This window comes from Hoeflea sp. CAU 1731, assembly GCF_039888615.1.
Lineage (GTDB): Bacteria > Pseudomonadota > Alphaproteobacteria > Rhizobiales > Rhizobiaceae > Flavimaribacter.
The window spans coordinates 14,066-35,000 of sequence record NZ_JBDQQS010000017.1; the positions used below are offsets into that span (position 1 = coordinate 14,066).

19 protein-coding genes are annotated in these 20,935 nt (G+C 59.2%); 13 read left to right on the forward strand and 6 right to left on the reverse strand.

Annotated elements, in window-relative coordinates:
• Positions 1–5 precede the first annotated feature (5 nt).
• The 3 genes from AAFN47_RS22350 to hemW are packed head-to-tail and all read left to right on the forward strand — an operon-like array spanning position 6 to position 2,204.
• Positions 6–422: a VOC family protein gene (locus AAFN47_RS22350; protein ID WP_499811482.1), complete on the forward strand. Its 417-nt coding sequence runs from the start codon at positions 6–8 to the stop codon at positions 420–422.
• Between the two features lie 4 nt (positions 423–426).
• On the forward strand, positions 427–1,038 hold the full coding sequence (rdgB, locus tag AAFN47_RS22355; protein ID WP_499811483.1) for an RdgB/HAM1 family non-canonical purine NTP pyrophosphatase: 612 nt from the start codon (positions 427–429) through the stop codon (positions 1,036–1,038).
• Positions 1,039–1,040: 2 nt separating this feature from the next.
• The gene (hemW, locus tag AAFN47_RS22360; RefSeq protein ID WP_499811484.1) at positions 1,041–2,204 is read left to right on the forward strand and encodes a radical SAM family heme chaperone HemW; all 1,164 of its coding nucleotides are present in this window, start codon (positions 1,041–1,043) and stop codon (positions 2,202–2,204) included.
• A gap of 13 nt (positions 2,205–2,217) precedes the next feature.
• Here the strand turns inward: hemW and AAFN47_RS22365 are convergent, their stop codons facing one another.
• Entirely contained in the window at positions 2,218–4,179 is a 1,962-nt protein-coding gene (locus AAFN47_RS22365) for an FAD-binding monooxygenase (RefSeq protein WP_499811485.1), read from the reverse strand.
• Positions 4,180–4,289: 110 nt separating this feature from the next.
• Here AAFN47_RS22365 and AAFN47_RS22370 point away from each other — a divergent pair, with 110 nt between their 5' ends.
• From AAFN47_RS22370 to AAFN47_RS22385, 4 genes are all read left to right on the forward strand, one after another.
• The gene (locus tag AAFN47_RS22370; protein WP_499811486.1) at positions 4,290–4,751 is read left to right on the forward strand and encodes a MarR family winged helix-turn-helix transcriptional regulator; all 462 of its coding nucleotides are present in this window, start codon (positions 4,290–4,292) and stop codon (positions 4,749–4,751) included.
• A gap of 201 nt (positions 4,752–4,952) precedes the next feature.
• Entirely contained in the window at positions 4,953–5,348 is a 396-nt protein-coding gene (locus AAFN47_RS22375; protein WP_499811487.1) for a (R)-mandelonitrile lyase, read from the forward strand.
• Complete coding sequence (locus tag AAFN47_RS22380; protein ID WP_499811488.1) at positions 5,348–5,848, forward strand: NUDIX hydrolase; 501 nt, start codon at positions 5,348–5,350, stop codon at positions 5,846–5,848. Before AAFN47_RS22375 ends, AAFN47_RS22380 begins: the two co-directional genes overlap by 1 nt.
• Before the next feature lie 138 nt (positions 5,849–5,986).
• Entirely contained in the window at positions 5,987–7,579 is a 1,593-nt protein-coding gene (locus tag AAFN47_RS22385; RefSeq protein ID WP_499811489.1) for an inorganic phosphate transporter, read from the forward strand.
• Between the two features lie 9 nt (positions 7,580–7,588).
• Here AAFN47_RS22385 and AAFN47_RS22390 read toward each other — a convergent pair whose 3' ends face one another.
• The 5 genes from AAFN47_RS22390 to mepA form a co-directional block, all read right to left on the reverse strand.
• Entirely contained in the window at positions 7,589–8,224 is a 636-nt protein-coding gene (locus AAFN47_RS22390; protein ID WP_499811490.1) for a 2,3-bisphosphoglycerate-dependent phosphoglycerate mutase, read from the reverse strand.
• Positions 8,225–8,240: 16 nt separating this feature from the next.
• Complete coding sequence (gene dapB, locus AAFN47_RS22395) at positions 8,241–9,059, reverse strand: 4-hydroxy-tetrahydrodipicolinate reductase (protein WP_499811491.1); 819 nt, start codon at positions 9,057–9,059, stop codon at positions 8,241–8,243.
• Positions 9,056–10,909, reverse strand: coding sequence for an ABC transporter ATP-binding protein (locus tag AAFN47_RS22400; protein WP_499811492.1), 1,854 nt, complete (start codon positions 10,907–10,909; stop codon positions 9,056–9,058). The genes dapB and AAFN47_RS22400 overlap by 4 nt, the downstream gene beginning before the upstream one ends.
• A gap of 35 nt (positions 10,910–10,944) precedes the next feature.
• Positions 10,945–11,985, reverse strand: a complete 1,041-nt coding sequence (locus tag AAFN47_RS22405) for a glucokinase (protein WP_499811493.1) — start codon at positions 11,983–11,985, stop codon at positions 10,945–10,947.
• A gap of 286 nt (positions 11,986–12,271) precedes the next feature.
• Positions 12,272–13,309, reverse strand: coding sequence for a penicillin-insensitive murein endopeptidase (gene mepA / locus AAFN47_RS22410; protein WP_499811494.1), 1,038 nt, complete (start codon positions 13,307–13,309; stop codon positions 12,272–12,274).
• Between the two features lie 349 nt (positions 13,310–13,658).
• Between mepA and AAFN47_RS22415 the strand changes: the two genes are divergently transcribed.
• The 6 genes from AAFN47_RS22415 to tsaE all read left to right on the forward strand — a co-directional run bounded on the left by AAFN47_RS22415 (position 13,659) and on the right by tsaE (position 20,911).
• A complete protein-coding gene (locus AAFN47_RS22415; protein ID WP_220228867.1) occupies positions 13,659–14,036 on the forward strand; it encodes a GtrA family protein in 378 nt (125 codons plus the stop codon).
• A gap of 339 nt (positions 14,037–14,375) precedes the next feature.
• Positions 14,376–14,777 (forward strand): PTS sugar transporter subunit IIA, encoded by a 402-nt coding sequence (locus AAFN47_RS22420; RefSeq protein ID WP_220228868.1) that lies wholly within the window; start codon positions 14,376–14,378, stop codon positions 14,775–14,777.
• A 2-nt stretch (positions 14,778–14,779) separates the two neighbouring features.
• Positions 14,780–15,067, forward strand: a complete 288-nt coding sequence (locus tag AAFN47_RS22425) for an HPr family phosphocarrier protein (protein WP_499811495.1) — start codon at positions 14,780–14,782, stop codon at positions 15,065–15,067.
• A 138-nt stretch (positions 15,068–15,205) separates the two neighbouring features.
• Positions 15,206–16,606, forward strand: a complete 1,401-nt coding sequence (ahcY, locus tag AAFN47_RS22430; protein ID WP_499811496.1) for an adenosylhomocysteinase — start codon at positions 15,206–15,208, stop codon at positions 16,604–16,606.
• A 195-nt stretch (positions 16,607–16,801) separates the two neighbouring features.
• The gene (locus AAFN47_RS22435; RefSeq protein ID WP_499811497.1) at positions 16,802–19,363 is read left to right on the forward strand and encodes a sensor histidine kinase; all 2,562 of its coding nucleotides are present in this window, start codon (positions 16,802–16,804) and stop codon (positions 19,361–19,363) included.
• A 42-nt stretch (positions 19,364–19,405) separates the two neighbouring features.
• Positions 19,406–20,911: a tRNA (adenosine(37)-N6)-threonylcarbamoyltransferase complex ATPase subunit type 1 TsaE gene (gene tsaE / locus AAFN47_RS22440; protein ID WP_499811498.1), complete on the forward strand. Its 1,506-nt coding sequence runs from the start codon at positions 19,406–19,408 to the stop codon at positions 20,909–20,911.
• The last annotated feature ends 24 nt before the right edge of the window (positions 20,912–20,935 follow it).

Sequence of the window (20,935 nt, forward strand, 5' to 3'; positions counted from 1 at the left end):
AGGCCATGACAGCCATCTCCGGCATTCTTGAGACAGTCCTATATGTTCGAAACCTCAACGCAGCGGAAATATTTTACGGGAACATTATCGGCCTTGAAAAGGAAGTGCGGGTCGGCAATCGCCATGTGTTCTTCCGTTGCGGCCATGGCATGCTCCTGATTTTCAATCCGGAAGAAACGGTAAAACCTCCGACCAGCTCCAAGACGCCGGTTCCCCCGCATGGCGCCCATGGCGAGGGGCACGTCTGTTTCAGCGTGCCGGGCGATGAACTTGACGCCATCAAGGACATGCTGGAAGGCAACGAAGTTTATATCGAGGCGGATTTCCGCTGGCCCAATGGCGCCCGTTCGATCTATATCCGAGACCCGGCTGGCAACAGTGTGGAATTCGCCGAGCCGCGCCTGTGGGATTTTGAAAAGTAGTCCGTTGCGCAAACTCACCGAAAGAAAACTCGTGATCGCGAGCCATAATCAGGGCAAGGTGCGCGAATTGCGAGCGCTCATGGATCCGCTTGGCTATGAAGTGGCGACGGCCGCCGATCTCGATCTCGACGAGCCCGAGGAAACCGGCGCCACCTTTGAAGCCAATGCTGAGCTGAAAGCGCTGGCCGCCGCAAAGGTCGCCAAAAGGCCTGCACTTGCGGATGATTCCGGCCTGTCCGTGGACGCCCTCAATGGCGATCCCGGGATCTATTCCGCTCGCTGGGCAGGACCGGACAAGAACTTCCGGCTGGCGATGCAGAAAGTCACGGAGCGGCTTGCCGGACTGCCGCCGGAGAAACGCTCCGCGCAGTTCGTGTCGGTCATCTGTCTCGCCTGGCCTGACGGCCATGCCGAGTTCTTCCGTGGCGAGGTTAAGGGAACGCTGACGGAAAGTCCTGTCGGCGACGGCGGGTTCGGATACGATCCGATCTTTGTTCCGGAAGGGCATGCGCGTACTTTTGGCGAGATGGGCGCTGAGGAAAAACAGGCGCTCTCGCACCGGACCCGCGCCTTCGCCCAGTTTGCCGACCAGTGTCTCGTTAAAACTGGACCCTGACTGTGCAGCCCCGTGATCCTGCCGAACCGGGATTCGGCGTCTATGTGCATTGGCCCTTCTGTGCAGCCAAATGCCCCTACTGCGATTTCAACTCCCATGTCCGGCACGGAGGGATCGACCAGGATCGCTACGTCCTAGCATTTGCGCGCGAAATCCGGCGCATGCTGGAACTGACAGGTCCACGCGCGGCGACCAGTGTGTTTTTCGGCGGCGGCACGCCGTCTTTGATGGGACCGGCCACTGTTCAGGCGGTTCTCGACCTGATCGACGCCGCCTGGCCGTTCGTCGACGGGGCAGAAATAACCCTTGAAGCCAACCCGTCCAGCGTCGACGCACAGAATTTTCGCGGATATCGCAGCGCTGGCGTCAATCGCGTTTCGCTCGGCATTCAGGCGTTGAACGATCCGGACCTACGATCGCTTGGGCGGTTGCACGATGTCGCTGAGGCCCTGCGCGCAATCGAGCTTTCCAGGGAACTGTTTCCACGCATGTCCTTCGACCTCATCTACGCCCGACCCGGCCAGACAGTGGAGGCGTGGGAACGTGAACTTAATCAGGCGATGTCCTACGCGGTCGATCATCTGTCCCTGTACCAGCTTACCATCGAACGCGGCACACGTTTTTTCGATCTGCACAAGGCCGGCAAACTCGTCGTGCCCGACGGCGACCTGTCTGCGGAACTCTACGAAGCAACGCAAGAACTCACGGAGGCGGGCGGCCTGCCCGCCTATGAGATCTCCAACCATGCAAGACCAGGTGCGGAGAGCCGGCACAATTTGACCTATTGGCGCTACGGCGACTATGTTGGACTGGGCGCGGGCGCGCATGGCAGGATCACGACGCAAGAGGGCAAGATCGCGACCTCCAATCATCGCCTTCCGGAAACCTGGCTCGAAGCGGTTATGAAGAAAGGCAACGGCTTCGACGCGTTTGACCCGCTGGACGATCCGGCGCAGGCGGACGAACTGATGCTGATGGGTCTGCGTCTGAGAGAGGGCATGGATCTTGTGCGGTGGAGCAGCCTTTCGGGCCGCTCCATTGATCCCGGCACCGAGACCTTCCTGCAAAGCCACGGACTGATCGAGCGCGCCGGCAATGCGCGGTTGCGCTGCACGCCGGCGGGCATGATGGTGCTGGACGCGGTCGTCGCAGATCTTGCGGTCTAAGGACGTTCCTACCCTATAGCACAATGGATTCCTTGAGTTTTTCGGTCGCAGACGGCCGATATGCTTCAAGCATGAAGCCGTCGAAGAATGCGGCAAGGTCTGCGTGTGCTTCAAGCGGAAGCACATGCGCCACATACTGGTCCGGTCTGACCACGACCATGCAGCCAAGATCGCGGTCGACGCCCCGCGTGTCGAATATATCGCCGCGCGTCGGATCCGGGCAGTATATCTTGGTATAATCGATCAGACCGTGACGCCCTTTCACGGGCTTCAGAAATGCGGGTAGTGTTTCCAGCGCCAGTTCCCTGTGGCCCTGCTGGAATACCGCGCGGACGTCGATCACCGAATCGACATCGGAGTCCTCGGACGTGTACATGCACACCGGAGAATTGGGCGATCCGGAAAGGAACTTGCAGAGCGCATCAATCGACGAGCCGGCTTTTGAGGGATCTTCCGAAGGCGCGAATGCATAAATACGCCACCGACCGTCTGCCATGGCGGCATGGCCAAGCTCGATCGGCTTTGCGTCAGCCAGACGGATAACCGGAGCGGAATGCAATCGCATGCCGATCGTCAATCCTTTCGCCAGATGCTGATGGGTCGGTTCGGCTGAAATCACGGATTGGCGATAGCGCGTTGCGGTCCCCGCCGTGTAACGGCCGTGGCGTACGAAATAATCCTGCACGTCGGCAGGCTCCACGCCGTCGGGATTATCGGCGGATTTCAAGGGCGCACTCAGCATTTTTGCCCATTCCCGATCGAAGTCGATCAGTTCCGCGGCGATCGCCTGGCGTTCGGCCGAATAGCTGTGCAGCAAGGTCGGCGGCGTCTGGCCTCTCAGAACCGCAGCGAGTTTCCAGCCGAGATTGAAGGCGTCCTGCATCGAAACATTCATGCCTTGCCCGGCCTTCGGACTGTGTGTGTGGCAGGCGTCGCCGGCAATAAAGACCCGCGGCAGGCGCTCCGCCACCTTGCTCTGTGGCACGTCATCGAATTTGTCGCACAGCCGTTGTCCGATCTCGTAGACCGACCACCACGCCACCTCTTTCACATCGAAACTGTATGGATTGAGAATCCGTTTCGCCGCCGCGATTAGATGGTCAACGGTGATGTTGCGGTTCGCCACGCGTTCGTTTTTCCTCAGTTTGTCAAGCTCCACATAGACGCGGACAAGATAGTCGCCTTCCCGCGGTATCAACACGATACTGCCTTCGCCGGTCGACTGAATGAGCGATTTGCGGCGGATATCCGGAAAATCCGTCACTGTTAGAACGTCCATAACACCCCAGGCCTGATTGGCCGAATCGCCGCGCAATTCGCGACCCAGAAGCCGGCGAACCGCGCTTCGGGCGCCGTCGCACCCCACGACATAGCGCGCGCTGACGGTTTCCGTTTCACCTTCGTGACCCTGATCGACCCTTTCGAAACACGCAGTAACCGGTGAACCTTCCCCATCTCCGATTTGCATGTCGGTCAATCGACGCGAATAATACGGCGCCATCCGGGACGGTGATCCGCGCATGGTTTCGAGATAGAAATCATGCACCCGAGCCTGATTGAGAATGACATGGGGGAACTCGGAAAGGCCGTCTTCCACGTCCTGAACTACGCCATGTCGCTTGATTGCATCCGGCCGGGCGTCGTCAGGCCTCCAGAAGGCTGTCTCGTTGACCCAATAGGCCTCCTTCAATACTCTTTCGCTAAAGCCAAAAGCGTGGAACATCTCCATTGTGCGACAAGCAATGCCGTCCGCCTGGCCCAATTCGAGCGGGCCGGGTTTCTGATCAACGATCATCGTCTTTATATCTGGGAAGGCCGACAGTTGCGTCGCCAGTGTAAGGCCAGCAGGGCCGCAACCGACAATCAGAACATCGACCGTGTCGGGCCAGTTTTCCCCGGACAAGGCCGGATGGGCCGTCGAAGCCTCGGAGACCGCCGGGTCTCCAGTTCTGAATCCATTGAGATGAAATTGCATCGATACGCCCTCCTCACGCCCCGCGACAGATCCGGGCTCGCGTTTTCTATTGATCAGTATACTGATTATCAGTATACATGTAAACCTTGATTGATCACAAGGAAATAGGCATGGACAGTTATGATGTAATGCCGGGTCATCTGGTGCGCAGGTTGCAGCAGGCGGCGGTGGCGATCTTCCAGGTCGAGGTTGCGCGCGCGGGATACGATATGACGCCCGTTCAGTATGCGGCGCTGACCGCCGTCCGGGTCAATCCGGGCATCGATCAGGCGACGCTCGCAGGACTTATCGCCTATGATCGGACGACGATTACCGGCGTCGTCGATCGACTGACCCAGAAGGGTTTCCTGACGAGGAAGCCGAGCGAGACTGACCGGCGCGCCCGCATACTGCAAGTCACCGAAAACGGGGACAAGGCGCTTCGAGAAATCCAGCCTGCGGTGGAGCAAGCCCAGCACATCATGCTGAGAGGTCTGGACGATGCTGAATCGCAGGAATTTATGCGCCTGCTCGCAAAAACCGTAAACGCCGTCAACGAACTCAGCCGCGCGCCGCTCAAGGCGATCAGATAGAATCTTCTTTCAATACTTGCCTTGTCGGGGTCGTCTGACGCTTCGTCGCGTTGCGTGACCAGGCGGGAATTCCGCTTTGCGCATAACAAGGCGTTGCCGCCAACACGGGTCGAACAATTGCTCCTCAACCCTTACCGAACGCCGAGGAAGCGCTATAAGTACATTAAACAGGTGTTCACAACCTGAAAGCGAGGGATTTTGATGGATATCAGCAAAGCAGGCGCCCGCCCTTCCAGACCGGGTCCTGAAGAGTGGTTTACAGGGCGGGTTCGGATCGATCCGTTGTTCGAAGCGCCTTCACCGGCTCGCGTCGCCGGCGCCAGCGTGACGTTTGAACCTGGAGCCCGTACCGCCTGGCACACACATCCGTTGGGGCAGACGCTGGTAATTTCAGCCGGGTTTGGACTGGCGCAACGCGAAGGCGGACCCATCGAGGAATTACGGCCGGGTGACGTCGTCTGGTTTGCGCCGGGTGAAAAACACTGGCACGGCGCCTCGCCTTCAACGGCGATGACCCATATAGCGATACAGGAAATGCAGGACGGCAAAGCTGTCGACTGGATGGAACAGGTCTCTGCGGAGCAGTATCCAGCCTGATGGTATTTTCAAACATCCTCGACTTGTTGACTGGCCGGGCGCTCTCTCCGCCTCCGCGCATCCAGTTTGCCGCTCTGCCCTATCGCACAAAGAAGAAGACCGTCGAGTATCTGCTTGTGACCAGTCGCGACACAGGCCGCTGGATCATACCCAAAGGCTGGCCGCTGAGCGGAGGCGATGTTGCAGAGACAGTGATGACGGAAGCTTGGGAAGAAGCCGGCATTTATGGAAAATTGCATGGTGAACCCGCCGGGCAGTACAGCTATGACAAAAAAATGGAGAGCCATTCGGTTCGGTGCCGCGTCATTTTCTATCCTGTTCTGGTGACAAAACTCGCAAAGGATTTTCCAGAGCGAAACGAGCGCCAGAGGGAGTGGTTAAGCGCAACCGAAGCCGCTGTGCGCATCCAGGAACCTGATCTGCGCGAACTGTTCGAGAGCGGAAGACTTGACGCATTGATCAACAGGATCGAGCACGGGGATCAGGACGATTCGTCCTAGATATTCCGCCACAGGCTCATAAAAACTTCAGAATCCTCCAATAATGCGCCCGCCGGACATCGGGCCTCGCAATCTTATCCTCAGAAAAAAGACTGCAATTCGGACAAAAATTTGAGGCTACCGGCCAAATCTGCATAGGTGTTTCCGAAACTCGGGGGCCATACAATAAGCACCAAACATCCAGCGCTCAAAAAGAGCACGCTCGACAAGGATCTCGACAAATTCGTTCATCTCGAAGAGGCGACCGGATTCCTGTCGCGGGGCTTCGTGCTTCCGGGTTTGGGATTTCTGTTCATAGTGCTGTCGGGCGTGGTCGCCGCCATATCCGTGACCGGCGAGCCACGCGCGGCGTTTATCGTCGCCGCCACTGCGATCGGCGCCTATATGGCTCTCAATATCGGCGCCAACGACGTCGCCAACAATGTCGGGCCGGCCGTCGGATCGCGCGCCATGTCCATCACGACGGCGCTGCTGATTGCGGCCGTTTTCGAATCGGCCGGCGCGTTAATTGCCGGCGGAGACGTGGTTTCCACCATCTCCAAGGGCATTATCGATCCACAGACGGTCTCCGACCCGAATGTATTCATTCTTGCAATGATGGCGGCGCTCATGTCGTCCGCCTTGTGGATTAATCTGGCGACCTGGCTCGGCGCGCCGGTGTCAACCACGCATGCGATTGTCGGCGGCGTTATGGGCGCCGGGATCGCCACATCCGGCTTTGGAGCCGTCGAGTGGCCAATAATCGGCGGCATAGCGGCAAGCTGGGTGATTTCTCCACTATTGGGAGGGGTCATCGCCGCAGCTTTCCTTGCGTTTATCAAGACGTTTGTCGTCTATCGCCAGGACAAGATTGCCGCCGCCCGACTCTGGGTTCCAATTCTGATCGCCATCATGACGGGCTCCTTCTCGGCCTATCTCGCCATGAAAGGCGTGAAGAAGATCATACACCTTTCACCGCTGGTTATATTGTTGATCGGCGTCGCCGGTTGCGCGCTCGGCTATTTCGCGGCAAAACCCTACATCCAACGGAAGTCGGCAGGCCTTCCAAACCGCAATCAGTCCTTGCGGCGCCTCTTCCGGCTTCCGTTGATCATCTCGGCCGCGCTTCTGTCGTTCGCCCATGGCGCCAATGATGTGGCCAACGCCATCGGTCCACTGGCGGCCATCGTCCATGTCGCCGAATTCGGCGCGGTGACGGCCAATGTGGGCATTCCGATCTGGGTCATGATGCTTGGAGGGCTTGGCATCTCCTTCGGTCTGGTCGTCTTCGGATCGAGACTCATCCGGATGGTCGGAAAGCAGATCACCAAACTCAATCCGATGCGTGCTTATTGCGTTGCGCTGTCGGCGGCCATCACGGTCATTATCGCTTCCGCTCTGGGGCTGCCGGTGTCATCGACCCATATAGCCGTCGGCGCTGTCTTTGGCGTCGGTTTCTTCCGCGAATGGTACACTGCCAACTCTAGGCGCCGCGCCGACTACATGGCGCGCAAGGGTCATGGTCAACATCGCAACAAAACCGCCAAACCCCTGAAATCAAACGACTATGCGTACACACGGGATATGTTCGTGGCGGATAGCGCAGCTGTGGTCGGAAATCCGGAAGCGACGCGACGCAAGCTCGTCCGCCGCCAGCATTTCATCAGCATCGTCGCGGCTTGGATCATTACAGTTCCGGCGGCGACACTTCTATCGGCCCTGATCTTTCTGGCAATGCAATCGCTAGGCTGACCGAAATGGTCAGTGGGCGGCGGACATGTCGCCCAGAATTTCCTTTGAAGCCACGGTCGAATCCGGATTAAGGCGGTAGACTATCGGCACGCCCGTGGCGAGATTGAGTCCGGTGATTTCGTCCCGGCTCATCCGGTCGAGAACCATCACCAGCGAGCGCAGCGAGTTACCATGCGCAGCGACCAGGAGCTTCTGTCCGGACAGGACGCGCGGCAGAATTTCGGTCATGTAATAAGGCCACACGCGCGCGCCGGTGTCTTTGAGGCTTTCTCCGCCGGGCGGCGGCACATCGTAGGAGCGGCGCCAGATATGCACCTGTTCCTCTCCCCATCTCTCCCTGGCGTCATCCTTGTTGAGTCCAGCCAGATCGCCATAATCGCGTTCGTTCAGCGCTTCGTCATGAATAGTCTCTAGGTCCGGCTGATCGATCAGGTCGAGAATGATCTGGCAGGTGCGCTCAGCGCGCAGGAGGACAGACGTGAAGGCAATGTCGAACTGAACGCCACATTCCTTGAGGGCACGCGCGCCCTCTTCCGCCTCCGTGACACCCTTCTCGGTAAGGTCGGGATTCTTCCAGCCTGTAAACAGATTCTTGAGATTCCATTCGCTCTGGCCGTGGCGGACGAGCACAAGGGTGCCGGACATGGAAATAACCTTTCGATCAGTTTTCGGATAAGCCCAGGACATCAATCATGGAATAGATTCCCGGCTCGCGGTTGCGCGCCCACAGCGCCGCCTTGACCGCGCCGCGGGCAAAGATCGATCGGTCCGTCGCCTTGTGCGAAAGTTCCACCAATTCGCCTTCCCCTGCGAGCATCACCGTGTGTTCACCGACAATGGAACCGCCGCGCAGCGTCGCAAAGCCAATCGAACCGGCGGGACGCGGTCCGGTATGTCCGTCGCGCACCCGGATCGATGCTTCGTCGAGGTCAATGTCACGCCCTTCCGCCGCGGCCTCTCCGAGAAGCAGCGCCGTTCCCGACGGCGCATCCACCTTATGGCGGTGATGCATCTCGACAATTTCGATGTCCCAGTCCTCCGGATCCAGGGCCCTGGCGGCCTGGCGTACAAGCACGGACAGAAGATTGACGCCAAGGCTCATATTGCCCGACTTGACGATAATCGCTTTTTCCGCGGCTTTGCGGATTTTCTCCTCATGCGCGGCGGCGCAACCGGTCGTCCCGATGACGTGAACCAATCTGTATTGGGCGGCGAGGCCTGCGTTCGCCACGCTGGCTTCCGGCGTAGTGAAATCCACCAACCCATCTGACACGGCCACCGCCGCCTCAACATCATCGGTGAAGGCGACGCCGATCTCTCCGAGCTGCGCATGAACCCCGGCGTCTCTTCCGAGGATATCCGATCCGCTTCGCTCGATCGCCGCAGAGACGACGACGCCGTCCATCGAGGCGATCGCACGGATGAGCGCCTGTCCCATCCGGCCGGCGGCGCCCGCGACAGCGAGCTTCATGTCACTCATTGAGCCGGGTCCTCTTTCGAAGGTTCAGCGCCATCCAGCAACTGCAGTTCTTTCTCCTCATGCCGTTTGCCAACATCCTGCATCTTGAGGAATCGCGCGTAAAGGCCATCCTTCATGGCCGTCAGAGACCGATGGTCGCCCTGTTCGACCACTTTGCCTTCAAGAAGGACGACGATCTTGTCGGCATGGGCGACGGTCGACAGCCTGTGCGCGATGACGAGAACAGTGCGGCCGCTCATCGCCTGTTCAAGCGCCTTCTGGACGAGAACCTCCGATTCGGTGTCGAGCGCCGACGTCGCCTCGTCCAGAAGCAGGATTGGCGCATTGCGAATCAGAGCCCGCGCGATGGATATGCGCTGGCGCTGACCGCCGGACAGGCTCATGCCGGCTTCACCCACCGGCGTGTCGTACCCGTGTGGCTGCTCGAGGATGAAATCATGCGCGTAAGCAAGCCGCGCGGCCTGTTCGATCTCCTCATTCGTGGCTTCCGGCCGTCCATAACGGATATTGTCGCGGATCGTGCCTTCGAACAGGTAAGGTTGCTGCGACACATAGGCGATCGCGTGACGCAATGAATCCTTGGTGATTTTGGACACGTCCTGCCCGTCGATCAAAATACGCCCGCCGTCCGCGTCGTAGAAACGGGGCAGCAGGCTCATGATCGTCGACTTACCCGCGCCCGACGGACCGACCAGCGCGGTCATCTTGCCGCCTTCAGCGACGAAACTGACATTGTGGAGCACCGGGCTCGCCTCGCCGTAGCTAAAGGAAACATCCTCGAAACGGATCTCGGCGTCTTGAATCTCAAGCACCTCATCTCCGGACAGATCGGGCTGGTCCGGCTCTTCATCGAGGATTTCGTAGATCATGCGCGCGTTGACCATCGCGCCTTCCATGGTGATCTGCAGCCGCGCAAGCCGTTTTGCGGGTTCATAGGCGAACAGCAACGCCGTGACGAAAGAAAAGAAGTCGCCCGGCAGCACGCCGCCATAGATCGTGCGGATCGCCGCATAGGCAAGCACGCCGGCGATGGCGAGGCCGGCCAGCGTTTCCGTCAGCGGCCCGGTGCGTTCGGTTAGCCTTGCGATACGGTTGGACCGGGCTTCGGAGTCGCGAATGAGAACGTCGACATTCTTGCCGAGTTCCTTCTCCATCGTGAAGGCCTTTACAACCGCAATTCCCTGCAGGGATTCCTGCATCGTGCCAAGCACGCGGCTGTTCACGAGAACCGCCTCCCGCGCTATGACCCGCAAGCGGGTTGCAATATAACGCAGAGCCAGCACAAGCGGCGGCGCCACCAGCACGACGCCGGCGAACAGAACCGGATCACGATAGATCATCACTGCGACTAGACCGATTACGGTGAGAAGATCGCGCGCAAGCGATGTGATGGTCATGTTCAGAACGGATCGAATGCCGCCGGCGTTCTGCGACACCCTCGCGGCGAGCTGCGCGGAACGCACCTCGCTCAGATAGCCGACGCTCATCTTCATGAGATGGGTGAAAAGACGACGCTGATAGCGCGCCACAATATTGTTGCCGACCTTTGCGAGGGCGACTGCCTGGCCATAGCCTGCAAGTCCGCGCACGACAAAGGTAAGGAAAACGGCGCCGCTAATCCACCAGACCACTTCCCCGCGCTGTTTCGCAAAAGCCTCGTCGACAATGTCCTTGGTGATCCAGGCGGTAAACGCAGTCGTCGCCGCAACCAGCATGAGGCAGGCGATGGCAAATATATAGGTGCCGACATAGTCGCGGAAATTCTCCGAGAATATGCGCTTCAGGAGCGGCCAGATTGTTTCCCTTTCCAGGGGTTTTTCTCGCGAATGAGGGCCTCTGCCCCGCGCCATTGGAGGCCTCATTCCGGGTGTTGGTCTGAACTGGTTCATGCGTGCAACATCTGCTTCTTCCAACGCCGACCATCCGTTGTCACGCCAAACCGGCCAGGAGCGCGCGCATAGGCGGAAAGCCCTGTAAGCGCAGCCAGCGGATGAGTGATAACGCAGGTGGGAATGGATTTCATGAGTGTGGAATGCGGAGCTTTGTCTTCGAAGGCGTTTCGGAAATCGGGCCGCATCAAAACAGGAATGATCTTCTGCGCGATACCGCCGGCGATAAAGACGCCACCTCGAGCCATAAAGATCAGAGCAAGGTCGCCGGCGACACGACCGAGATAGGCGGCGAACAGCGTAAGGGCTTCGAAAGCCGCCGCGTCCTCGCCGTCAAGCCCGGCTGCGGTGACATCGGACGGTTTTTCGCAAACCGGATCAAGCCCATCGGATTTGCAAATGGCTCTGTAAATATTCAGTAAGCCGTCGCCGCACAGGAGCTGTTCAGCGGAGATACGTTCTTCAATCGCTTCCAGATACGGAAATATCTCAAAATCGCGAGGCGAACGCGGCCCGAGATCGACATGTCCGCCCTCCCCGGGAACTGGAATCCACATGTGATGCGAGTGGACAAGGCCTGCTACGCCAAGTCCCGTCCCCGGGCCGACTACCACTCGTGTCGCGTATTTCTCAGCCTTCGCCTCACCGATCGCGTGCAGATATTCCGGCTCGAGCGACGCGGCCGCCAGCGCCTGGGCTTCAAAATCATTCAGCACGATGACTTCCTCGAAGCCAAGCCCTTCAATCATCGCATAGGGTCGAACGACCCAATTGCAATTGGTCAACTTGATCTCGTCGCCATCGACCGGGGCTGCGATTGCAAAGATCGCCGATCGCGGTTGAACCGATGTCCTGTCAAGAACAACGGTCTGGATCGCTTCGTCAATCGTGTCGAAATCGGCTGTCGCGAAGACCGGAAACTCCCGAGGGCTCGCATTTGCATCGACAAGAATGGCGAAACGCGCATTGGTTCCACCAATATCGCCGATAAGGATCGGAAAACTGACCGCGGCGTCCTGGTCATGTTTTTCGGTCATAGTGCATTCTACTCTCGATAATCCACCCGGTGTGCTCACACCGGCGCCCCGTCGCCGGTTATTGTACATAACCGATCGGGACTGGTCCCCTATAGGCAAGGTTGTCAGCAATTGAAAGATGCGATCCCCGCAAACATCAAAGGACTGGGTATGGCGGATTTGACATTTGATCCCGCTTGCCGCGCGCTCACGCTCAGATGTCAAAACCGACCGTCAAACCACAAACCGCAAAATGGCCGTCGTTGCTTCCAACGCCCGCGCCGGTTTGCCGGCGTTTGTCGCCGCCTTATTGCACAGCCGGGCGGGGTTTGGGAAGCGGTATGAGGGCGGGCATGGAATAAGGCGTCGCAACAGCTTCAACCCGCGCGAAAGCGCTCGCGCCTGCGTCAGTTTTGCGTGTCGCCGCCGCAGCGGACGCCGCCAGCACGGCGCGGCACACGGAAGGCAGGTCCGACATCATGATGTGGCGCGGCTTTGCGGGCGTTGTCGACGGCTTCGCTGGCTTCTTGGGCTTCTTGGGCTTCAACGCGACATTGAACCACCAGTCGAGCGGCTCGCCGCATCCGTCATCGGTAGGCACCGCATTCTGAGCTCTGCAGGCCTTTGAATCGTCCGGGCAGCGTATCCGCACATGCATGTGATAGTGGTGTCCGTAGTAAGGCCTCACCTTGTTCAGATTCTTGCGATCGTCTCTCCAGGTCTCGCATAGCTGCTTCTTGATCGCCGGATGGACGAGAACACGCTGGACCTGCGGATAACTTGCGGCTCGCATGATCAGGCCGGCGTGCGCATTCGTCCAAACCTGGGGATCGATCTCGACGCTGCTCGGCTTGAGAACGGAGATTGCGCTGATCGTTTCCCTGTCCGGTCCGGACAGGCGCCGGTCGGGCATTGGGGTCAGCCAGATATCCGCATCGAGCCCGACCTGGTGCGAGGCGTGTCCCGTCAGCATCGGTCCGCCCCGGGGCTGCGACATATCGCCTACCAGGAGACCCGGCCACCCATCGTGGCGCGCAGCGTCTTCCGACAATTGCTGGATCGTGTCGATCAATTGGGGATGTCCCCATCGCCGGTTACGGGACAGGCGCATGGCCTGCCAGCGTGGTCCGTCCACCGGAAGCGCCACGCCGCCGGCTAGACAGCCCTTGGAATAGAAACCGTAAGCCTGCGCATCTAGGCTGGCCGGCAGATCGGCAGCGCCAAAGAGATTTTTGGCTGGCGTCTGGTCAGCGGCGAGCGAAAGGTCTCCGGCGGCGATGACGCCGATAGAGACCATTGCGACCCACCGCGCCGCCCGTCGCATCCATGAATAAACACCCACCATGAGCTCCTGCTATTCTTTTTGCTTGCGGCAAAACATACATCAACTCTGTTTCCGGCTCCATGCGGAAGGATCTGTCATTGCTGGAGTATATCGGCATCGCTCGTGATTGCGACAACGGTCCGTGGCTTTACATATATGTCACATTCGAATATGGAGGCGACCATATTCAGACCGAAATCAAAGGCATCAGCTGATTGCGGACCGGAACGCCGGCCCGCCCGTCACCGGGTCAAAACCATGTTGCACCGTCTGCCAGCCCGACCGGAGGATTGCATGCCAGGGGTTGCAGGGATCATTCAAGCCGACCGTTCAGGTTTCGCGCCTTCCACTCGGGGATTCCACTGACCGGATGAACAGCCGTCTCTTGAAATTTCTCGTCGTCGGCGGGGTCGGATACGTGACGGACGCCGGGATCCTCATGGCGCTGTTGCGCTGGACGGAAATTGATCCGTTTACCGGCCGGCTCATTGCCATTGCGATCACCTTGCAAGTCACCTGGTTGCTAAACCGCCGCTTCACGTTCGAAAAAAGCCATCGTCACGCCGCCGTCGAGGGAATGCGTTACAGCGGCGTTGGCATTGCGAGCAGCTTGCTCAATTATCTGGTCTATTCCTGCCTTCTTGTTTTTGTTCCTACATTGCCGCCGGTCGCAGCCCTGACGCTCGGATCGGCCTCCGCTACAATCTTTTCCTACACAGGCTATGCGAAACTCGTTTTCGGCCGCTAATAGAGCCTCTTCCGGCTACTGCGCCATGCAAAAAGTTTTACTGGTCTTTGAGATGAACAGTGTGCACTATGTTGCTCTGGAAAGCGGACCGGTCTATCGGTTTGCTCAATGGACGACAGGGCAAAAGTGCAGGCCAGGGCGGATCACCTGGATCTGCTCACGGCCTCCGCGTCGCATTTCGCCGGTATTTCAGGGCTGTGCCGGAATCGGGAGAGACATCAGGGGATTCGTGTTTGACCAATTACGTAAAGCAGCAGGCATTTCCAACGAAACGCCTGGCCCGGTTTCATGTGCTGACCGACGCAGCGGGTGGGATATGACTACGGGAGCATTAAGCATATGATCGGACTGGTGCTTGTGACCCATGGCAAGCTTGCGCAGGAATTTCGCAATGCGCTCGAGCACGTGGTCGGGCCGCAAAAAAATCTTGAAACGGTGTCTATCGGGCCCGAAGACGACATGGATCAGCGCCGGATCGACATAATTGAGGCAGTTGCGGCTGCCGAGGACGGCCACGGCGTCATCATTCTGACGGACATGTTTGGAGGAACGCCGTCCAACCTGTCGATTTCCGTGATGGACAATGGCCGAATCGAGGTGATCGCCGGCGTCAATCTTCCGATGCTGATCAAGCTCGCGAGCGCGCGGACGGAAAATGACATGGAAGCCGCCCTCGCCGATGCGCAGGAAGCCGGACGCAAATATATCAACGTCGCCAGCCGGGTTCTCAGTGGTAAGTAGACATGAACCCGGTCCAAGCCATCCCGAGCCGTCGCTTCGATATCATCAACAAGCGCGGGCTGCATGCGCGCGCCTCGGCCAAATTCGTGCAATTGGCGGAATCCTTTGACGCCGACATCACTGTTTCCAAGGATGGCGTCAGCGTCAACGGCACATCCATTATGGGATTGATGATGCTCGCCGCCAGTCCGGGTTGCTGTATAACCGTTGCTGCCGAAGGGCCGGACGCCGAAAAGGCGCTCGACGCTCTCAACGATCTGGTGGCCAGCCGGTTCGGCGAGGACAACTGATCGCGGCGCGATCAAACTTCGTCCAATCACATAAAGACTTCTTTATATGCTGTTGCCCTTTGTCGCATAGCCTGTTAAACGGCGGCCAGACAAAGACAAACAAACGGGTTGCAGCCCGCATCCGCGCTGGAGACAATCATGAGCAATGAAAAAGACTACGTCGTATTGGATATCGGCCTTTCCGATTTCGGTCGCAAGGAGATCGAGATAGCGGAAACCGAGATGCCCGGACTGATGGCGTGCCGGGAAGAGTTCGGAGAGGCCAAGCCTCTGAAGGGCGCGCGGATCACCGGTTCGCTGCACATGACGATCCAGACAGCGGTTCTGATTGAAACATTGAATGCGCTTGGCGCGGATGTGCGCTGGGCGTCCTGCAACATCTTCTCTACACAGGACCATGCGGCTGCCGCGATTGCGGCGACAGGCACGCCGGTGTTTGCAGTCAAGGGCGAGACGCTGGAGGAATACTGGACCTATACGGACCAGATCTTCCAGTGGCCGGACGGCGAACCGTCGAACATGATCCTCGACGATGGCGGCGACGCAACGATGTATATCCTGCTCGGCGCGCGCGCTGAGGCTGGCGAGGACTTGCTTTCTTCTCCGGGCAGCGAGGAAGAGGAAGTCCTGTTCGCGCAGATCAAGAAGCGGCTTGCGGCCTCTCCGGGTTTCTTCACCAGGCAGCGCGACGCGATCCGCGGCGTGACCGAAGAAACAACGACCGGCGTAAACCGTTTGTACCAACTCCAGAAGCGGGGGCTGTTGCCGTTTCCGGCGATCAACGTAAACGACTCGGTTACGAAGTCGAAATTCGACAACAAGTATGGCTGCCGTGAATCGCTGGTCGACGGAATCCGTCGCGGGACGGATGTCATGATGGCCGGAAAGGTGGCGGTCGTCTGCGGTTACGGCGACGTCGGCAAGGGTTCGGCGGCTTCGCTGCGCGGAGCAGGCGCCCGCGTGAAGGTGACCGAAATCGATCCGATCTGCGCGCTTCAGGCGGCGATGGACGGCTTCGAGGTTGTTCAGCTCGAGGATGTGGTCTCCACGGCCGACATTTTCGTGACCACGACGGGCAACAAGGACGTTATCCGGATCGAGCATATGCGCGAGATGAAGGACATGGCGATCGTCGGCAACATCGGCCACTTCGACAACGAGATCCAGGTCGAAGCCCTGCGCAATTACAAATGGACAAACGTAAAGCCGCAGGTCGACATGATCGAGTTTCCGGACGCCAGCCGGTTGATCCTGTTGTCGGAAGGACGGCTTCTGAACCTCGGCAATGCAACCGGCCATCCGTCCTTCGTGATGTCTGCGTCATTCACCAACCAGGTTCTCGCGCAGATCGAGCTTTATGCGCGAGGCGACCAGTACGACAATGAAGTTTACGTGCTTCCGAAGCATCTGGACGAGAAGGTGGCGAAGCTGCACCTCGACAAGCTGGGCGCGCGGCTGAGCGAACTCTCCGACGAGCAGGCCAGCTATATCGGCGTCGAGACAACCGGCCCATTCAAGCCGGAACACTACAGATACTGATTTTTCAGATTCTTCCCACAAGATATGGTAGGCGCGCCCTTGACAGAGGGTGCGCTTTCTTTTTTTCACCCTGCGGCTTCACGCTGATTCGCCAATAAGTTATTCTGAATCCACAATGATTCGCGGACCCGACGAGGACAAGACGGGCCGCGTTGCAGGGCTGTCTTGGCAGAATGCGGCAAAGAGGTACAAGACATGCCGGGCACGAATGTGTCTTCAAGGGCTGAGTCCAGTCGGATCGGCGCCGGCGGTAGATTCACAACGGGGTTTTCGGGGATCCGCTTTGGAACCTCGCTCCTGACGTTTTTGGGCTGTGTTGTCATCACGGCTGCGACGGGACGATCCCTCGCGCAGGACTTGCGCGGGCTTGAGGCCGCCGAGACCGACGGCGGAATGGGACCTTTTTCCAGCTCTTTTGACCTTATTTATCTCTCGCTTGTCATCGGCGCAGTGTCCGCTGCAATGATATCAGCAATATGGATGATCCGGGAACGCGCGCGCACCGCGCAGCAGGCAGATGAACTTCGAATCGGCCTGGCCCAGGCCCAGGCCGACATATCGCGCTATGAAGCGTTGATTGCAGAGAATGATCGCTGCTACGTCATCTGGGACGGCGATTTGCCGCCGCATGTTCTCGGCAGCCTTGCTTCACACCTGAGCGCCCTGCGCTCCGACAGCGACCTGCTCGCCTTCGGCAAATGGCTGGAGCCCAAATCCGCCGCAGAGATGGACGAGGCGGTGGACAAGCTGCGCAGTCGGGCCAAGGTCTTCGAATGCTCCGTCGAAACCCGTGATGGCGAAATGCTGGAAGTTCAGGGGCGAACGCTCGGCGGTCGCGCCTTTATCCGCTTCTGCCTCCTGGCCGATCTACAGGCGGAGTTGGCGGCGATGGAATCCGAATGCAGCCGGCTGATCGCGCGCTCGGAATCGCTGCAAGCTCTCATGGACAATCTCGAGACGCCCATTTGGTTACGCGACGGCGACGACCGCATGGTCTGGGTCAACCAGGCCTACGCGGCGGCTGTTGAAGCGTCGGATTGCCGCGAGGCGATCGAAAAGGAAATCGAGTTGCTCGGGACGCAGGCGCGCCACAAGATCGCGTCACATACGACGTCTGAGCGGCCTTTCGTGGGAAAAGTGTCGACAGTGGTCCACGGCAACCGCACGTTCTTCGACATCACCGAAGCGAGAACCGCATCCGGCTCGGCCGGCTACGCCGCCGACATCACCGAGACCGAAGCGGTTCGCGACGAACTGAGACGAACTGTCGACAGTCACGCGGAAACGCTGAACCTCCTGACAACCCCGGTCGCCATGTTCGACAGTCATCAATGCCTGCAGTTCTACAACCAGGCCTTCCAGGATCTCTGGGGGCTCGACACGCCGTTCCTGAAGAACCGCCCGACCAATTCGGAGCTTCTCGAAAAGCTGCGCACTGACGGCCGCCTGCCGGAGCAGCCTTCCTGGCGTGACTGGAAGGAAGAAACGCTTTCTGTCTACCGATCCGTCGATCCGGAGCCGCGCCTGTGGCATCTCGCGGACGGACAGACGCTGAACGTCTTCGCCAACATTCATCCAGGCGGCGGCGTGACCTGGGTTTTCGAGAACCTGACCGAAAAATACGACCTGGAATCCCGTTACAACACACTGGTGAAAGTACAGGGCGAAACCATTGACCACCTTGCCGAAGGGGTGGCTGTATTCGGCGCAGATGGTCGTCTGCGCCTCTCCAATCCGGCCTTCCGCGCTCTCTGGACAATTCCGGAAAAATCGGCGGCGGCAGGAGTGCATGTCCGGGAAATCGCCGGGCTCTGCAAACCCTCTCACGACGGCCCGGACGGCTGGCCCTTCTTTACTTCGGCCATAACCGGATATGACGAAGAGCGCCGAACCCACCAGGGGCGCCTGACGCTGAACAGTGGACTCATTCTCGACTATGCGGTCGTCCCGCTACCGGACGCGCAGATCATGCTCGCCTTCCTCAACGTCACCGACAATGCGATGGTCGAAAAGGCGCTGACGGAGAAAAACGACGCGTTGCGCAAGGCCGATGCGCTCAAAAACGATTTCGTGCAGCACGTCTCGTATGAACTCCGCTCTCCGCTCACCAACATTATCGGTTTCACCGATCTTTTGAAGACCCCTCAGGTCGGCGAACTCAACCAGCGGCAGACCGAGTATGTCGAACATATCTCCACCTCGTCGTCGCTGCTCCTGACCATCGTCAACGACATTCTCGACCTTGCTACCGTGGACGCCGGCATCATGGAACTGAGCATGACGAGCGTCGATGTCATCCAGCTTGCGGAAGAAGTCGGTGAACTGTTCGCAAACCGGCTCAAGGAAGACGATATTTCCCTGCGCATCAATGCGCCGAACACCATTGGCCGCATCGTCGCCGACGAACAGCGCCTCAAGCAGATCCTGCTCAAGCTGCTCGGCAACGCCGCCAATCATGCGCCCGCCGGCAGCGAAATCGACCTTTCCTGCGCGCGTGAGGGCGAGGATATCGTTTTTGCCGTATCAGACACCGGCGCCGGCATTCCGGACGACGTGTTGCAGACGATCTTCAAACGCTTTGAGTCGCATGCGCCCAACGGCCGGCGCAGCGGCGCAGGCCTTGGTCTGTCCATTGTCGACAGCTTCGTAAGGTTGCACAATGGCATGGTCGACGTAAGAACCTCGCAGGGCAAGGGCACGACCGTGATCTGCCGCATGCCGGCGAATGCCGAGATCCAGGCGGACGCCGCGGAATAGGCGTCCTTGCCAAACCGGACCGATATCGACTATCGCCAATCAATGACAACCCGAACCGAAACCCTGCAGCTGGAGAACGAAGCCGCGACCGTGCAACTCGGTCAGGACCTCGCCCTGGCCGTCGCGGCCGGCGATTGCGTCGCTCTTTCCGGCGATCTCGGCGCGGGCAAATCGACTTTGGCGCGCGCCCTCATCCGGGCGATCGCGGATGACGACGAACTGGAAGCGCCGAGCCCCACCTTCACGCTCGTCCAGACCTATGAATTGCGCCTGCCGGTCGCCCACATCGACCTCTACCGGATCTCGGACCCACAGGAGATCGATGAACTTGGCCTTGACGACGCGCTCGCCACCGGCGTCGCCCTGATCGAGTGGCCCGAAAGGGCGGAAGGGGAACTGCCTGACGAGACAATCCTGATCGCGTTCGCGGAATCCGGCGTCGGACGATCCGTCACGATCTCTGGCCAGGCAGAACCCATGGACCGTATCGCGCGAACGCTTCAGATCAGGGCCTTTCTGGAAACATATCGACCAGGAGCCCAAAGACGATACTTCCAGGGCGACGCCTCGACCCGGCGGTTCGAACTGATACGCGGCGACAACGGCGAGGAGCTGTTCCTGATGGATTCGCCGGAAAAGCCCGCCGGTCCAGTGGTGCGCGACGGCAAGCCGTACACGGCCATTGCTCATACCGCCCTGACGGTTACGCCTTTCGTCGCGATCGCGGAATTCCTGCGCGCTTCCGGCTTTCGGGTTCCGGAGATCATCGCCTGTTCGCTGGATGACGGAATTCTGCTTGTCAGCGATCTTGGGCGGACCGGGGTGCTCGACGCGCATGGCCGACCGATCGAGGAACGGCTGTCGACGGCGATCGACTGTCTGCTCAAGCTGCACCGAACGACGATCCCGCCCACCATCGCGGTTCCCGGCGGGCCAGACTACGCGATACCACCCTATGACGCCGACGCCATGATGATAGAGGTCGAGCTCTATCTCGACTGGTATCTGCCCCATTTCGCGGGCGAGACGGTTACGGCGGAAGAACGGAAACGCTATATCGCCGACTGGCGCGCCGTCATCGCCAGGCTTCAGGGCGCCGTACAAAGCCTGGTCCTGCGGGATTTCCACTCCCCCAACCTGATTTGGAATGCTTCCGGAGAGGGAACCGACCAGATCGGTATTGTCGATTTCCAGGACGCACTGGCCGGTCCGGCCGCCTACGATGTCGCATCGCTCGTTCACGATGCGCGGGTGACGGTCGATGCTGAGCTCGCCAGGCGGCTGGTGGCGCGCTATCTTGATGCGCGCAACAATGACGAGAGTTTCGACCAAGAGAGCTTTCTGGAGGCGCTCGCCATTACTCAGGCGCAGCGGGCGACCAAAATCCTCGGCCTCTTCGTTCGACTGAAGGAGCGTGACGACAAACCCGGATATATCGCGCATATGCCGCGCATCCGCGCCTATCTAGCCAAGGCTCTGCGACACCCGGCGCTAATTTCCTTGCATGAACACTATTATCGGGCTGGAATCGGCCCAGACGAATCATAGCGGACCATCCGCCGGGGAACGCAT

Bases quoted from the DNA above. Each gene is read 5' to 3' on its own strand.
- AAFN47_RS22350 (WP_499811482.1), top strand. From the start codon at position 6: ATGACAGCCATCTCCGGCATTCTTGAGACAGTCCTATATGTTCGAAAC.
- AAFN47_RS22365 (WP_499811485.1), bottom strand. From the start codon at position 4,179: ATGCAATTTCATCTCAATGGATTCAGAACTGGAGACCCGGCGGTCTCC.
- AAFN47_RS22370 (WP_499811486.1), top strand. From the start codon at position 4,290: ATGGACAGTTATGATGTAATGCCGGGTCATCTGGTGCGCAGGTTGCAG.
- AAFN47_RS22375 (WP_499811487.1), top strand. From the start codon at position 4,953: ATGGATATCAGCAAAGCAGGCGCCCGCCCTTCCAGACCGGGTCCTGAA.
- AAFN47_RS22380 (WP_499811488.1), top strand. From the start codon at position 5,348: ATGGTATTTTCAAACATCCTCGACTTGTTGACTGGCCGGGCGCTCTCT.
- AAFN47_RS22390 (WP_499811490.1), bottom strand. From the start codon at position 8,224: ATGTCCGGCACCCTTGTGCTCGTCCGCCACGGCCAGAGCGAATGGAAT.
- dapB (WP_499811491.1), bottom strand. From the start codon at position 9,059: ATGAGTGACATGAAGCTCGCTGTCGCGGGCGCCGCCGGCCGGATGGGA.
- AAFN47_RS22400 (WP_499811492.1), bottom strand. From the start codon at position 10,909: ATGGCGCGGGGCAGAGGCCCTCATTCGCGAGAAAAACCCCTGGAAAGG.
- AAFN47_RS22405 (WP_499811493.1), bottom strand. From the start codon at position 11,985: ATGACCGAAAAACATGACCAGGACGCCGCGGTCAGTTTTCCGATCCTT.
- mepA (WP_499811494.1), bottom strand. From the start codon at position 13,309: ATGGTGGGTGTTTATTCATGGATGCGACGGGCGGCGCGGTGGGTCGCA.
- AAFN47_RS22415 (WP_220228867.1), top strand. From the start codon at position 13,659: ATGAACAGCCGTCTCTTGAAATTTCTCGTCGTCGGCGGGGTCGGATAC.
- AAFN47_RS22420 (WP_220228868.1), top strand. From the start codon at position 14,376: ATGATCGGACTGGTGCTTGTGACCCATGGCAAGCTTGCGCAGGAATTT.
- AAFN47_RS22425 (WP_499811495.1), top strand. From the start codon at position 14,780: ATGAACCCGGTCCAAGCCATCCCGAGCCGTCGCTTCGATATCATCAAC.
- ahcY (WP_499811496.1), top strand. From the start codon at position 15,206: ATGAGCAATGAAAAAGACTACGTCGTATTGGATATCGGCCTTTCCGAT.
- AAFN47_RS22435 (WP_499811497.1), top strand. From the start codon at position 16,802: ATGCCGGGCACGAATGTGTCTTCAAGGGCTGAGTCCAGTCGGATCGGC.
- tsaE (WP_499811498.1), top strand. From the start codon at position 19,406: ATGACAACCCGAACCGAAACCCTGCAGCTGGAGAACGAAGCCGCGACC.